Source organism: Aquimarina aggregata (assembly GCF_001632745.1).
GTDB lineage: Bacteria > Bacteroidota > Bacteroidia > Flavobacteriales > Flavobacteriaceae > Aquimarina > Aquimarina aggregata.
Genome location: NZ_LQRT01000046.1, coordinates 96,395 through 109,723, shown reverse-complemented (window position 1 = coordinate 109,723; position 13,329 = coordinate 96,395). Strand labels below are relative to the sequence as shown.

15 protein-coding genes are annotated in these 13,329 nt (G+C 32.4%); 6 read left to right on the top strand and 9 right to left on the bottom strand.

Annotation, left to right across the window (positions count from 1 at the left end):
• Positions 1-15 precede the first annotated feature (15 nt).
• Entirely contained in the window at positions 16-1,344 is a 1,329-nt protein-coding gene (gene mtaB / locus AWE51_RS21500; protein ID WP_066318074.1) for a tRNA (N(6)-L-threonylcarbamoyladenosine(37)-C(2))-methylthiotransferase MtaB, read from the top strand.
• Positions 1,345-1,400: 56 nt separating this feature from the next.
• Here mtaB and AWE51_RS21495 read toward each other — a convergent pair whose 3' ends face one another.
• The gene (locus AWE51_RS21495; RefSeq protein WP_066318073.1) at positions 1,401-1,703 is read right to left on the bottom strand and encodes a GNAT family N-acetyltransferase; all 303 of its coding nucleotides are present in this window, start codon (positions 1,701-1,703) and stop codon (positions 1,401-1,403) included.
• Between the two features lie 286 nt (positions 1,704-1,989).
• Between AWE51_RS21495 and AWE51_RS21490 the strand changes: the two genes are divergently transcribed.
• The 3 genes from AWE51_RS21490 to AWE51_RS21480 all read left to right on the top strand — a co-directional run bounded on the left by AWE51_RS21490 (position 1,990) and on the right by AWE51_RS21480 (position 4,103).
• Entirely contained in the window at positions 1,990-2,661 is a 672-nt protein-coding gene (locus tag AWE51_RS21490) for an alpha/beta fold hydrolase (protein WP_066318070.1), read from the top strand.
• A gap of 64 nt (positions 2,662-2,725) precedes the next feature.
• Entirely contained in the window at positions 2,726-3,673 is a 948-nt protein-coding gene (locus AWE51_RS21485) for a lytic transglycosylase domain-containing protein (protein WP_066318069.1), read from the top strand.
• Positions 3,674-3,734: 61 nt separating this feature from the next.
• Positions 3,735-4,103, top strand: coding sequence for a sulfite exporter TauE/SafE family protein (locus AWE51_RS21480; protein ID WP_066318067.1), 369 nt, complete (start codon positions 3,735-3,737; stop codon positions 4,101-4,103).
• Positions 4,104-4,127: 24 nt separating this feature from the next.
• On the opposite strand, the gene AWE51_RS21475 is transcribed toward AWE51_RS21480, so the two are convergent.
• Positions 4,128-5,000 carry a TlpA family protein disulfide reductase gene (locus AWE51_RS21475; protein WP_066318065.1) on the bottom strand — a complete coding sequence of 291 codons (873 nt, stop codon included), beginning with the start codon at positions 4,998-5,000 and terminating at the stop codon, positions 4,128-4,130.
• A gap of 148 nt (positions 5,001-5,148) precedes the next feature.
• Entirely contained in the window at positions 5,149-5,664 is a 516-nt protein-coding gene (locus tag AWE51_RS21470) for a hypothetical protein (protein WP_066318063.1), read from the bottom strand.
• A gap of 171 nt (positions 5,665-5,835) precedes the next feature.
• Here AWE51_RS21470 and rpmH point away from each other — a divergent pair, with 171 nt between their 5' ends.
• A complete protein-coding gene (gene rpmH, locus AWE51_RS21465; RefSeq protein ID WP_066318051.1) occupies positions 5,836-5,994 on the top strand; it encodes a 50S ribosomal protein L34 in 159 nt (52 codons plus the stop codon).
• Between the two features lie 101 nt (positions 5,995-6,095).
• Positions 6,096-8,948 carry a carbamoyl-phosphate synthase large subunit gene (carB, locus tag AWE51_RS21460; protein WP_066318048.1) on the top strand — a complete coding sequence of 951 codons (2,853 nt, stop codon included), beginning with the start codon at positions 6,096-6,098 and terminating at the stop codon, positions 8,946-8,948.
• A 66-nt stretch (positions 8,949-9,014) separates the two neighbouring features.
• Here the strand turns inward: carB and AWE51_RS21455 are convergent, their stop codons facing one another.
• The 6 genes from AWE51_RS21455 to rmuC all read right to left on the bottom strand — a co-directional run bounded on the left by AWE51_RS21455 (position 9,015) and on the right by rmuC (position 13,313).
• Positions 9,015-9,401, bottom strand: a complete 387-nt coding sequence (locus tag AWE51_RS21455; RefSeq protein ID WP_066318046.1) for a hypothetical protein — start codon at positions 9,399-9,401, stop codon at positions 9,015-9,017.
• 93 nt (positions 9,402-9,494) lie between these two features.
• Complete coding sequence (locus tag AWE51_RS21450) at positions 9,495-10,037, bottom strand: acyl-CoA thioesterase (RefSeq protein WP_066318043.1); 543 nt, start codon at positions 10,035-10,037, stop codon at positions 9,495-9,497.
• The gene (locus tag AWE51_RS21445) at positions 10,038-10,406 is read right to left on the bottom strand and encodes a 6-phosphogluconate dehydrogenase (RefSeq protein ID WP_066318037.1); all 369 of its coding nucleotides are present in this window, start codon (positions 10,404-10,406) and stop codon (positions 10,038-10,040) included.
• Positions 10,407-10,413: 7 nt separating this feature from the next.
• Entirely contained in the window at positions 10,414-11,559 is a 1,146-nt protein-coding gene (locus AWE51_RS21440; RefSeq protein ID WP_066318035.1) for a serine hydrolase domain-containing protein, read from the bottom strand.
• Position 11,560: 1 nt separating this feature from the next.
• Positions 11,561-11,899 (bottom strand): hypothetical protein, encoded by a 339-nt coding sequence (locus tag AWE51_RS21435; protein ID WP_066318033.1) that lies wholly within the window; start codon positions 11,897-11,899, stop codon positions 11,561-11,563.
• A 10-nt stretch (positions 11,900-11,909) separates the two neighbouring features.
• Positions 11,910-13,313 (bottom strand): DNA recombination protein RmuC, encoded by a 1,404-nt coding sequence (rmuC, locus tag AWE51_RS21430; RefSeq protein WP_066318027.1) that lies wholly within the window; start codon positions 13,311-13,313, stop codon positions 11,910-11,912.
• Positions 13,314-13,329 lie beyond the last annotated feature (16 nt).

Sequence of the window (13,329 nt, the reverse complement as noted above, 5' to 3'; positions counted from 1 at the left end):
ATATGAAATTGTTTTATGAGGAAAAAAGTTGCTTTTTATACATTAGGATGTAAGCTAAATTTTTCAGAAACTTCCACAATAGCGAGGAATTTTACTGATGAAGGTTTTGATCGTGTTGATTTTTCTGATAATGCGGATATCTATGTAATTAATACGTGTTCTGTTACTGAAAATGCTGATAAGCGATTTAAAACTATTGTAAAACAGGCACAAAAAAGTAATCCCGATGCATTTGTAGCAGCTGTGGGTTGTTATGCCCAATTAAAACCTGAAGAGTTGGCGGCAGTAGATGGTGTTGATTTGGTTTTAGGCGCAACAGAGAAGTTTAAAATTATAGATTATATTAATGATCTGTCTAAAAATGAATTTGGAGAGGTACACTCTTGCGAGATAGAAGAGGCTGATTTCTATGTAGGAAGTTATTCTATTGGTGATAGGACAAGAGCATTTTTAAAAGTTCAAGATGGCTGTGATTATAAATGTACATATTGTACAATACCATTAGCTAGAGGGATTTCTAGAAGCGATACTTTAGAGAATGTATTAAAAAATGCAAAAGAGATTTCTGAAAAAGGAATTAAGGAAATAGTACTAACAGGAGTTAACATAGGAGATTACGGAAAAGGTGAGTTTGGTAATAAAAAGCATGAACATACCTTTTATGAATTGGTTGAAGCTCTTGATACGGTAGATGGTATTGAGCGCTTACGAATTTCTTCAATAGAGCCTAATTTATTAAAGAATAAAACTATCGATTTTGTTGCTAATTCAAGAACTTTTGTTCCTCATTTTCATATTCCCTTACAATCAGGAAATGATGAAATTCTTAAATTAATGAGAAGACGATATCTTAGTGATTTGTACGTTGATCGTGTTCAGAAAATCAAAGAAGTAATGCCGCATGCATGTATTGGTGTTGATGTCATTGTTGGTTTTCCTGGAGAAACAGAAGATCATTTCCTAGACACATATAAATTTTTATCAGATTTGGATATCTCATATTTACATGTATTTACATATTCAGAAAGAGATAATACAGTGGCTGCAAATCTGAATGGAGTAGTCCCGATGAATGTTCGTAAGAAAAGAAGTAAAATGTTACGTGGTCTGTCTGCTAAAAAAAGAAGAGCATTTTATGAAAGTCAATTAGGATCGACAAGAACAGTACTTTTTGAATCTGAAAATAAGGAAGGATATATACATGGCTTTACAGAGAATTATGTAAAAGTAAAAATGCCCTGGAATCCTGAGTATATAAATACAGTACATCAAATAAAATTAAAAGATATTGATGAGGATGGAATGGTTAGGTTTGATTTTACTTCAAAAGAAATTGTAGCCTAAAAACAAAAAAATCTGCCGCATGACAGATTTTTTTGTTTTCTAAAAGATCATTTTGACTAGATATTGATACCTACAGGCAATAAGTCTTTGTATTTGCGTCTGTTTTTTCTCATAAACTTAGCAATTATTGGGCTTGTAGGAACTAATCTGATGTTACGATCTTGGATAATATTAAAGACTGCAATAATAAAATCCTGTTCATACCCTTTTTCAATCTGTTCTTCACTCATGATAAGTTTTGTTAAGAAAATCTTTCTTTCTTGTTGAGCGTACTCGATCTTTGCCTTTTGACCATCAATTGTAGTTTCGAATTGTCTTAGAAATTCATTATCAGTAATTTCTAATTCAACATCACTCATGTTCTCCATATTTTTTTAAATTATGAGGTAATTAAATCATAAATAGGGCAAATCCCCTGTAATATCTAATCTTTATTAGCCAATAAAAAAATAGATTTTTGCTGATTTGATACATAAAATCTAATTTTTCTACTATATGGGCTAACTAAGATTTGTTAGTTGAAAATTCCCTTTTACCAAAATTTAATCAAGTATTGCTTTTTTCTAAAAGGGTAATACCATAATTTTGACGTGCAAATATAAGAAAATTAGAGCTTTAAACCTTAAAACCTCTGTTAAAATACCTATGTCGCAGGAAGTTAGCCATATTTATTTTGTTCCCGGAATGGCAGCGGATGTTTCTATTTTTGAAAACATAAAATTACCGACCAATCAATTTAGTATATATACGATACCATGGAAGATTCCGGATAAAGAAGAATCGATCTCTGAGTATGCAAAAAGAATGTGTGAAGCGGTAAAACATGATAATGCTGTTTTGATTGGAGTTTCCTTTGGAGGGATAATTGTTCAGGAAATGAGTAAACGCATGAAGTTTAGAAAAGTGATTATCATTTCTAGTGTTAAGAGTAAGTTTGAATTGCCAAAACGCATGAAAATAGCCCGTAAAACAGGGTTTTACAAATTATTACCTACATCTTTAATTTCTAAAATTGAAAACTGGGAAAAACTTGCTTTTGGTGATTTTGCAAAAAAAAGAGCTGCAATGTATCAAAGATATCTTTCTGTAAATGATAAAAGATATTTGGATTGGGCTATCAAAAATATGGTATGTTGGGATCAGGAGAAACCTTCAGATGATCTTATTCATATACACGGGGATAAAGATGTCGTTTTTCCGATAGTGAATATTAAAAATTGTATTACTGTTGAAAAAGGAACGCATGTAATGATTGTTAATCGTGCAAGATGGTTTAATAAGTATTTACCCGAAATTATTAATGATAACTTGCAATAGTCTAAGTTTTTACGTTATATTGTGATAGAATATATTATTTCCCCAATAAAACCTACTTATAACAATGAAGATGATAAAGAAGATTTTAGTTTTTCTAGGTGTATTATTTACCTTTAGTATTTTGGTGAATGCTACCCAAGATGCTCCGCAAAAGCCCTTAGCTCAAGAAGTTCTTGAAGATAAATTGATTAATGACTATAATGTCTACGCAATTCCTATGCCTGATAACCTGAACTTTTCAGGAGAGTTAGTTCCTATTGAAAATCCAGATATTAGAGAAAGAATGGATAGAGAACTTTTGGTAAATACGTATTGGCAATCGAATGGTTTGCTTCTTTTTAAAAGGGCAAACAAGTATTTTCCAATTATAGAACCTATACTTAAAGAAGAAGGTGTTCCAGATGATTTTAAATATTTAGCAGTTATAGAAAGTAGTCTTACCCAAGCCGTTTCTCCTGCTAGAGCTACTGGATTTTGGCAAATATTAAAAGGAACAGCTAAGGAGTATGGATTAGAGGTTAATCAGAATGTAGATGAGAGATACCATATAGAGAAATCTACAAGAGTTGCTTGTAAATACCTTAAAAGTGCAAAGAAAAAGTTTGGATCATGGACCCTTGCCGCTGCAGCATACAATGCTGGAAGAGCAGGTGTAAATAGACAATTAGAAAGACAGAATGCTGTTTCGTATTATGATTTATTATTAGGTGAAGAAACTGGAAGATATGTGTTTAGAATTGTAGCTGTTAAAGAGATATTAAGTAACCCAAAGAAATACGGGTTTAACTTTACAAACGAAGACCTTTATAAGCATATCCCAACTTTTAAAGTGTTGGTTGAGGAACAAATTACTGACTTTAATGAGTTTGCAAAAAAGCATAATATAAATTATAAAATCTTAAAGTTGCATAACCCTTGGTTACGAGAAGCTCATTTAAATAATACTTCAGGAAAAGAATATTATATCCAAATTCCAAGAGAAGGATATTATAAAACCGGAACGGGTCAATAGTAATTTTTTTACAGACATTTATTAGTTTTTTTGTTTAAGTTAGCTGCTTATTTTAAGCGGCATGAATGTATCTGTACTTATTTCTTTAGTTCTAATAGGTTTATTAGCGGGTTTTTTTAGTGGGACACTTGGTATTGGAGGAAGTGTAGTTATGATTCCTTTGATGATCTTGTGGCTTAATTTTTCTCAACATGAAGCTCAGGGAACTAGCTTGGCGGTTTTAGCAGTTCCAGTTACTTTTCTGGCTGCCTATAATTATTATCAAGAAGGGTATGTTAACTGGAAATACGCTGTGATTATTGCTCTTACCTTTATAATTGGTGGGTACCTAGGAAGTAAATTAGCAATCTCTGTAAATCAACAACAGCTTAAAAAGATATTTGGAGGTATCCTTTTATTAGTTGCTTTAAAAATGATATTTGGTAAATAAACGTCGTAGTTTTTAAATAGATTCTTATCTGTTGTTCTTTCTGCGATTATTTTTTAGTGAATCTTTTTCTCGCTTATAGCGCTCATATTCTTCATCAATTTTTCTTTCTTCGGCAGTTCTTCCTTCTTCATCAAGTTCTTCTTTAGACTTTTTAGATTTTTTGCCTCTTCTTTTGTCACTACCTTCTTGGTCGCTTTCATCATTTTCATCACCTTCTAAAAGACCCTTTGCATCAAGATCAGCAATTAATAATGATACACCTTTAGATAAGGAATTGAAATGGATATTGTAAGAATTGGTTAAGGTTTCACTAGAATGATGTGTTTCAATTTTACGGATATCCAACACTTTTTTATCTTGATCCATAAAGTACATCATAGGAAAGCCAAGAGCATGTTTTAATTTATTAATGATATACGAATCTTGATTAGTTTTTTCATTAACATATACTAATTGGATATTCTGAGTATATTCTTTTTCTTTTGACTTTAAATTTTCTTTTGTGTCCCAAAATAATACAACAAAGTCCAACTGATCATGAAATTTATCTGCTAAGTCGTTTAACGCAGGGATCTCGCCAATACCCGGAACACACCATGCAGCATATGTGATAAGAAACATTGGTTTTTCGTAATCTCTTAATAGTATAGGATCACCTTTCAGGGTGTTTAGACTAAAATTATCCATATAAGTACCATTAAGATGGTTTCTTACTAATGAATCAAACAAAAAACCAGCACGTTCAAGGTCTTTGTCTTTATATGCATCATCGATTTTTTGATTGTATTTAACAATATGTGCCGAGATTGCAGTCGAAAAAGGGATTTTCACTTCTGGTTGAGCAAATAAATTGCTAGAAAAAGAAAATAGTATTCCTAGAATTAATAATTTTTTCATTATATCACAATTACAATAGCTAATGTACTGTTTAAGTCTTAAAAAAAACAGTAATTAGTATTAAACTTAGGTTTAATAAAGTCTTTTTTGAGTACTATTTGGTACGATATTCTATTAGATAACGTATTATATAGAACAATTAGTGTGCCTAAATTTTCTTCATTTGCTGTTTCATCATCGTAATTTGATCTTTCAGCATATTGTGTTTATCTAATTTCTTGGCCTCAGTAAGAAGATTTTGAGCTTCTCGTTTTCTTCTTTTAGTCATTGCTATTCCCGCAAGATTTAATTTAGCGACTGCCAAATCTTGATTCATAGATAATCCTAATTTTATCGCTTTCTTTAAATATTTTTCTGCTTGCGTTATGTTTGTTTGAGAAAGCATAATCCCTAAAAGATAGTTATAATAACCCTGTTGCTTAGTTGTAAGGGCGCTTTCAGGGTTTTTTATCTTATCAAGCCATCTCTTAGCACCTTCAAAATCTTGTTTACGTAATCTTAGAAATGCTAAAAGAATTAATTCATTTTTAAAATACAAAAAGACAAAAATTGCTGCTAATAAGATAAGCATTATCCCATTGCCGATATATCCTTCGATCATTTGCCAAACAGCTACACCAACAATTAGAGCAGCAATTACTAATTTTATATTTTTGTTATACATGAAAGGTATGTTTTTTAAGTCGCGGCAAAGGTAATAAAAACAATTAAAAATAAATTGATATTTAGGTTTGTCAAAGTAAAAACTCTTCGTATATTTGCCCGCAGTTTTGGGGAAGATGTCCAAAATAGATCAAATTAGATATTTCAAGAAGATTTATAAAGATATATAGCAATGAAGAGAACATTTCAACCATCGAAAAGAAAGAGAAAAAATAAACACGGCTTTAGAGAGCGTATGGCTTCAGTAAATGGAAGAAAAGTCCTTGCTCGTAGAAGAGCTAAAGGAAGAAAAAAGATATCTGTTTCTTCAGAGTTAAGACATAAGCACTAATGATTAAGTGTTTCTAAAATATTAAGGTGTTACTTTTATAGGTAACGCCTTTTTTTATATCTATTAAATAAATTTATCAAAACAGCAACATTTTTTATTACATGCCTAAAAACGAAAAACTCAAAAGTATATTGATCATAGGATCTGGTCCAATAGTAATCGGTCAAGCGTGTGAATTTGATTATTCTGGAACTCAAGCACTACGATCTCTTCGCGAAGATGGAATTGAAACTATTTTAATTAACTCGAATCCAGCGACTATAATGACTGATCCCTCTATGGCGGATCATGTATATCTAAAGCCGCTAACTACAAAGTCTATTATTGGTATATTAAAGGAGCATCCCCAAATTGATGCTGTATTACCAACAATGGGGGGGCAAACCGCATTAAATCTTTGTATCGAAGCTGATGAAAAAGGTATTTGGAAAGATTTTGATGTAGATATCATCGGAGTTGATATCGATGCTATTAATATAACAGAGGATAGAGAACAGTTTAGAGAGCTAATGCTTAAAATAGGTATTGGTATGGCACCTCAGGCAACTGCTAATTCATATTTGAAAGGTAAAGAAATTGCTCAGGAATTTGGTTTTCCGTTAGTAATTAGAGCCTCTTATACTCTTGGTGGAGCTGGAGCCTCTTTTGTATATAAAGAAGAAGATTTTGATGAGTTACTTACGCGTGGATTAGAGGTTTCGCCTATTCATGAGGTAATGATTGATAAAGCATTGATAGGTTGGAAAGAGTATGAATTAGAACTTCTTAGGGATAATAATGATAATGTAGTTATTATTTGTACCATAGAAAATATGGATCCGATGGGGATTCATACAGGAGATTCTATTACTGTTGCTCCTGCAATGACACTTAGTGATAAAACGTTTCAGCGTATGCGTGATATGGCAATTCATATGATGCGTAGTATAGGGGATTTTGCGGGAGGTTGTAATGTACAATTTGCTGTAAGCCCTGATGACAGAGAAGAAATTATAGCTATAGAAATTAATCCAAGAGTTTCTCGTTCCTCAGCCTTAGCTTCAAAAGCGACAGGGTATCCAATTGCAAAAATAGCGGCAAAATTAGCAATAGGGTATACATTAGATGAATTAGATAATCAAATAACAAAATCAACATCGGCATTATTTGAGCCTACTTTGGATTATGTAATCGTGAAAATTCCAAGATGGAATTTTGATAAATTCGAAGGATCAGATCGTACTCTAGGTCTACAGATGAAATCTGTAGGAGAGGTAATGGGTATTGGTAGATCTTTTCAAGAAGCGTTGCATAAAGCCACACAATCTCTTGAGATTAAAAGAAATGGTTTAGGAGCAGACGGAAAAGGACTCAAGGATTACGATCGAATTATTGATAAGCTAACCTATGCCAGTTGGGATAGAGTATTTGTGATTTATGACGCTATTCAAATGGGAATTCCATTAAGTAGAATTCATGAAATTACTAAGATCGACATGTGGTTCTTAAGGCAATATGAAGACCTTTATAATCTTGAAAAAGAAATTTCTACGTATACCATACAATCATTAACCAAAGAGCTAATACTAGAAGCAAAACAAAAAGGATTTGCAGATAGACAAATAGCTCATATGGTTGGATGTTACGAGAGTGAAGTTTATAATAAGAGAAGCGATTTAGGGATCAATAGAGTTTATAAATTAGTTGATACCTGTGCTGCCGAATTTAAAGCAAAAACACCATATTTCTACTCTACTTTTGAAGCAGAAATAGAAACTCCAGAAGGTAAAGTTTATATTGAAAATGAAAGTAAAGTTACCGATAAGAAAAAGATTGTTGTTTTAGGTTCTGGCCCTAACAGAATCGGACAAGGGATTGAATTTGATTATTGTTGTGTACACGGAGTTTTAGCTTCTGCAGAATGTGGATATGAAACTATCATGATAAATTGTAATCCAGAAACGGTTTCTACAGATTTTGACACTGCCGATAAATTGTATTTTGAGCCAGTATTTTGGGAGCATATCTACGATATCATAAGGCATGAAAAACCCGAAGGTGTTATTGTACAATTGGGTGGTCAGACGGCTTTAAAACTGGCAGAAAAATTAGATCGATACGGCATTAAAATTATAGGAACTAGCTTTCAATCTTTAGATTTAGCAGAAGATAGAGGAAGTTTTTCAAAATTATTACAAGAAAATAATATTCCTTATCCAGAGTTTGATACTGCCGAGACTGCAGATCAAGCTCTTGAAGTAGCGGATCGATTAGATTTCCCAATTCTGGTAAGACCTTCATATGTACTTGGTGGACAGGGAATGAAAATTGTAATTAATAAACAAGAGCTAGAAGAGCATGTTGTGGATCTTCTTAGAAAAATACCAAATAATAAATTACTATTAGATCATTACTTAGATGGTGCTATCGAGGCTGAAGCTGATGCCATTTGTGACGGTGAAAATGTTTATATTATTGGTATTATGGAGCATATAGAACCTTGTGGAATTCACTCTGGAGATTCTAATGCTACATTACCTCCTTTTAACTTAGGAGAGTTTGTTATGCAACAGATTAAGGATCATACTCATAAAATTGCGTTAGCACTTAATACAGTAGGACTTCTTAATATTCAGTTTGCTATTAAAGATGATATGGTGTATATCATTGAAGCCAATCCAAGAGCTTCTAGAACTGTGCCTTTTATTGCTAAAGCGTATGGCGAGCCATATGTAAATTATGCAACAAAAGTAATGCTGGGCGATAAGAAAGTTACAGACTTTGATTTTAAACCACATTTAGAAGGTTATGCGATTAAACAACCAGTTTTCTCGTTTAATAAATTCCCTAATGTAAATAAGAAACTAGGACCAGAAATGAAAAGTACTGGTGAAAGTATTTTGTTTATCGATGATTTAAAAGACGATCAATTTTACGATTTATATTCTAGACGTAAAATGTATCTAAGTAAATAAAGATAAAGTAAAAAATCCCGCAACTTGCGGGATTTTTTATATATAATATAATTCTATATTTAAGAATTAGTTTTCTAATAAACCATCGGCTTCCCAGTCACGAATAATATCGATAACTTCTTGAGTAAGCATTGCCGCAGGAGGAGGAGGCATAACTCTTCTTGAGCTTGTAGATTGAATTCTTTCAATCATACCACGATTGATACCGTTTCTAGTTTCATTAAAATTATCCATTGGAAACGTAGCTCCATTCTGAAGAGGTGTCGTATGGCATCGAATACATTGCCCATCAATAATAGCTTTCACATCTGCATCATACGTAGTTATTTTATTAGGATTAGGGTTTGGCTCTGGATCACCTCCGTTAGTGTCGCCGCCATCATCACTACTGCTACAATTAAAGCAAATAACAGCGGTCAGAATTAAAATTGAAAACTTAGCAATCTTTTTCATAAAAGGGGATTTTTTTAGTCAATATACAATTTTTGACGTAAAGACATAGGGGATCATTACATATTCAGGTCAATTTTTATTTATAATATAATATTATAACGTAATTTTTACATTGTATTGTTTTAAGACCTCAAGATGCTCTTCAAGTTTGAATTCAGAGGCTTTAAAACGATCACGTCTGGCTTTTGCATCTTCCTTACGAATTATACTACGAACAAATCGTCGTATATCAGTTTTGTTTTGTAAAATTAAACCAGGAATTGGGACACTTTTTCCAGTATCATTTTTTGCGACCATTGTAAAATAACTAGAGTTACAATGTTTAATTGCTCCAGTTTGTATATTCTCAGATTCAACTCGTACTCCAACCACCATAGATGTTGTTCCTACATGATTAACAGAGGCTTTCATGGTAACTAATTCTCCGACCTCAATCGGTTTTAAGAAATCTACTTTATCAACACTGGCAGTAACACAATAGGTCTCAGAATGTTTAGAAGCACATGCAAAAGCAATTTGATCCATCAAAGATAAAATGTAACCTCCATGGATTTTTCCACTAAAATTTGAATGAGATGGGAGCATTAATTCTGAAATGATTACTCGGGACTCTTTGTTTGATTTATGTTTTTTCATCTATTTATTTCTAAAATGTGGTGATACTTCTTCTACGACATCTATTACAAAATACTTCGTATCTCCAAGCCATGAAATTTTAGCAAATCGCTCTTTATATTTCAGTTTCACATATCGACCTTGAAACTTTTCAAGCTTTTCAATAATTTTCTTGTTTTTATCTTCTACAGAAAAACTAAATATTTGTGCTCCAGAAATTCCTTGACTAATTTCACCTTCCCAAGTTTTTACTAATACACCTTTGTTACTAAATTTAATAAGTTCCCCACTTCTCGTTCCTTCACTATAGGATGCATAGTATATAAAAGCATACCACGCTGCAAATAGCAGTACTAGAACGGTTATGATTATCGCAAGTACTTTTTTCATATTTATTTTATAAAGCTTTATATACTTTGGTTACAAACTCATCAATTTGACTAGGTTCTAACCATCTTGTTACTATTAGTAAATCTTGTTTTTGATCAATTACAATAAAATTACCTCCAAAACCAGCAGCATAGTATATATGTTCTGGTAGGTTTTCCCAATGTCTAGTCCCTTTTTGGTTTAACCACCACATAAAACCATAATTAGAGTTTGCTTTTGAAGGTGTAATGGCTTCTTTGATCCATTCTTTAGAAACAAGTTGTTTTCCGTTCCAGTTACCTTCATTTAGGAACAAAAGCCCAAATCGAGCATGATCTAATGAATTTATAAAGAGCCCGCCTCCAGAATGACCACCCCCGCTAACTGATTGCATTTTAGCACCATCTACAGTAACCCATGAGTTGTCATAGCCAAACCATCTCCATGTTGTTGAAGCGTCGATAGGATCCATTATGTTTTCTTTTAAAACCTGTGGTAAAGGTTTTCTCCAAATATTTAATAATGAATATGCTAGAACATTAACTCGAACGTCATTATATTCAAAAACTGAGCCTGGTTGATTTAGTTTTCTTAATTTCCAATCATCTATATTTCCCTCGCGTGGGGGACGATCTGCCCAATCATATCCACCCCATAATTGTCCAGACCAATCTGAGGATTGTGTAAGCAAGTGTCTCCAAGTAATTTTTTTATTGTGATTTCCGTCAAATGTATTGTCCCATAAATAAGTATAAGAAAAATCATCTACAGAGCGTATTAGTTTTTTATCTACTGCAAGTCCGGCCATGGTAGATAAGTAACTTTTTGTAACGCTAAAAGTCATGTCAACACGCTCAACATTCCCCCATTTGGCAATGATATAGCCATCTTTAATAATTAAACCAGCAGGGCCTCCTCGTTTTTTGGTTGGTCCTAAAATTTTGTGATATGGTTCTCGCTCAAAACCTTTAACAATAGCTATGCGTAAATCCTTAGAACCAGAATATTCATTGTCTTTTGCAAATTGAACAGCTTCTTGTAATTTTTGAGTGTCGATTTTAAATTCTGAGGGGGTTTTTTCTTCCCAATTTCCACGTTCAGGAAAATAGGATTGTTGGGCTTGTGCAATGGACCCAATTAAAAATAAAAGTATAAAAATGTGTTTAAATTTCATATTAAGAATTATTTACTTTAATGACTTTCTTAGTTAATAAAAAGAGGCCAATTACAAAGAGAATTGATCCTATAAAAGAGACAATGTTAATAGCAGAAATTATATAAGTATATACAGTGCTATCCCATTTTTGGTATACAACAAATTGAATAAATAAGATTTTCCCTATCACTATAGACAGTAGTATTATAATATTCCCGATAACTATAAAAATTCCATCGGTCGTATTTCCTTTTTTTATAAGATAATGAATGCCGATACCAATAAATAGAAGTGTCGGAATGGCATAAAAAAGACCAGTTAAAGCTTGGATAAGAATTTGTGACGTATCTGCGTTCATAGATTAAGTTTTATAAATCATCTTCATCAGAAGCACGCTTGATAATAGCTTCAGGCAGAGATTTTTTTGCTTTAGCTCCCATTTTTTTAAGTTTTTCTACACTTGTAATTAGATTTCCACGTCCATCTACTAATTTATTCATAGCGGCAGAATAATCTTTTTTAGCATCATCGATTTTTTTACCGACTCCTGTAAGATCTTTGACCAATCCTTCAAATTTATCATATAAGGCTCCTGCTTGTCTTGCAATTTCGATAGCGTTACGCTGTTGTTTTTCATTATTCCACATGGTATCGATAGTACGTAAAGTGGCAAGTAGAGTAGAAGGGGTTACGATGACAATATTTTTTTCAAAAGCTTGATTGTATAGTTTATTGTCCTCATTAATAGCGATTGCAAAAGCAGGTTCTATAGGTACAAAAAGTAATACAAAGTCTGGGGATTCTATATCGTAGAGGTCTTGGTAATTCTTTTCTGAAAGCTGATCTACATGCCGTTTTAGTGCAGCTATATGTTCTTTAAGATAGTTAGCTTTTAGATCATTGTCATCTTCATTAACAAAACGCTCATATGCCGTTAATGTTACTTTAGAATCTATAACCATTTTTTTGTGATCAGGAAGATAAATTACTACATCTGGTAATACGCGATTACCATCTTCTGTAGTAAAACTTTGTTGTACGAAATATTCACGATCTTTTTCTAGGCCGGATTTTTCTAGTACCCTTTCTAGTACTAGTTCTCCCCAGTTTCCTTGCATTTTGCTATCTCCTTTTAACGCTTTAGTTAAATTGGTAGCTTCTTTACTCATTTGTTCGTTAAGGTCTTTAAGCCCTAAAATCTGTTGTCGAAGCGCAGCGTGATAGTCTATACTTTCTTTATGTGTTTGTTCTACTTTCTTTTCGAATGTATTTATTTTTTCTTGTAAAGGTGTGAGAATGTTTTTAATATTCTCTTTATTTTGTTCTGTGAATTTGTTGGATTTTTCGTCCAAGATTTTATTAGCAAGGTTTTCAAATTCTTTAGAGAACTTTTCCTGAAGCTTCTCTACTTCATTTTTTTGCTCTTGATTTTTGAGTTGAAGATTCTCAAATTCAGAATTTCTACGTGTAAGTTCGGTGTTTAAAAAGTCTTTTTCTCTACGAATATCTTCACGTTCTTTTTTTAAATCTATAAGTTGTTTTTCTATACTGTTTTTATATTCTGCATGTTGTTGTTTTGCAAATTCTAATTGGTGTTCTGCATTTTTTTTAGACTCGTCTAATTGTAATTTTAGTTGATTGGATCGTTCTATATCTGTACTTTTTTCACTTTTATTCTTTAAAGAAGTGACATATTTACCAATAAAAAAACCAATAAAAATAGATATAATAATTGCTCCTATAGCAATAATGATCGGTGTGTATCCTGACATGTAATCTTATATTTAC

Bases quoted from the DNA above. Each gene is read 5' to 3' on its own strand.
- mtaB (WP_066318074.1), top strand. From the start codon at position 16: ATGAGGAAAAAAGTTGCTTTTTATACATTAGGATGTAAGCTAAATTTT.
- AWE51_RS21495 (WP_066318073.1), bottom strand. From the start codon at position 1,703: ATGAGTGATGTTGAATTAGAAATTACTGATAATGAATTTCTAAGACAA.
- AWE51_RS21490 (WP_066318070.1), top strand. From the start codon at position 1,990: ATGTCGCAGGAAGTTAGCCATATTTATTTTGTTCCCGGAATGGCAGCG.
- AWE51_RS21485 (WP_066318069.1), top strand. From the start codon at position 2,726: ATGAAGATGATAAAGAAGATTTTAGTTTTTCTAGGTGTATTATTTACC.
- AWE51_RS21480 (WP_066318067.1), top strand. From the start codon at position 3,735: ATGAATGTATCTGTACTTATTTCTTTAGTTCTAATAGGTTTATTAGCG.
- AWE51_RS21475 (WP_066318065.1), bottom strand. From the start codon at position 5,000: ATGAAAAAATTATTAATTCTAGGAATACTATTTTCTTTTTCTAGCAAT.
- AWE51_RS21470 (WP_066318063.1), bottom strand. From the start codon at position 5,664: ATGTATAACAAAAATATAAAATTAGTAATTGCTGCTCTAATTGTTGGT.
- rpmH (WP_066318051.1), top strand. From the start codon at position 5,836: ATGAAGAGAACATTTCAACCATCGAAAAGAAAGAGAAAAAATAAACAC.
- carB (WP_066318048.1), top strand. From the start codon at position 6,096: ATGCCTAAAAACGAAAAACTCAAAAGTATATTGATCATAGGATCTGGT.
- AWE51_RS21455 (WP_066318046.1), bottom strand. From the start codon at position 9,401: ATGAAAAAGATTGCTAAGTTTTCAATTTTAATTCTGACCGCTGTTATT.
- AWE51_RS21450 (WP_066318043.1), bottom strand. From the start codon at position 10,037: ATGAAAAAACATAAATCAAACAAAGAGTCCCGAGTAATCATTTCAGAA.
- AWE51_RS21445 (WP_066318037.1), bottom strand. From the start codon at position 10,406: ATGAAAAAAGTACTTGCGATAATCATAACCGTTCTAGTACTGCTATTT.
- AWE51_RS21440 (WP_066318035.1), bottom strand. From the start codon at position 11,559: ATGAAATTTAAACACATTTTTATACTTTTATTTTTAATTGGGTCCATT.
- AWE51_RS21435 (WP_066318033.1), bottom strand. From the start codon at position 11,899: ATGAACGCAGATACGTCACAAATTCTTATCCAAGCTTTAACTGGTCTT.
- rmuC (WP_066318027.1), bottom strand. From the start codon at position 13,313: ATGTCAGGATACACACCGATCATTATTGCTATAGGAGCAATTATTATA.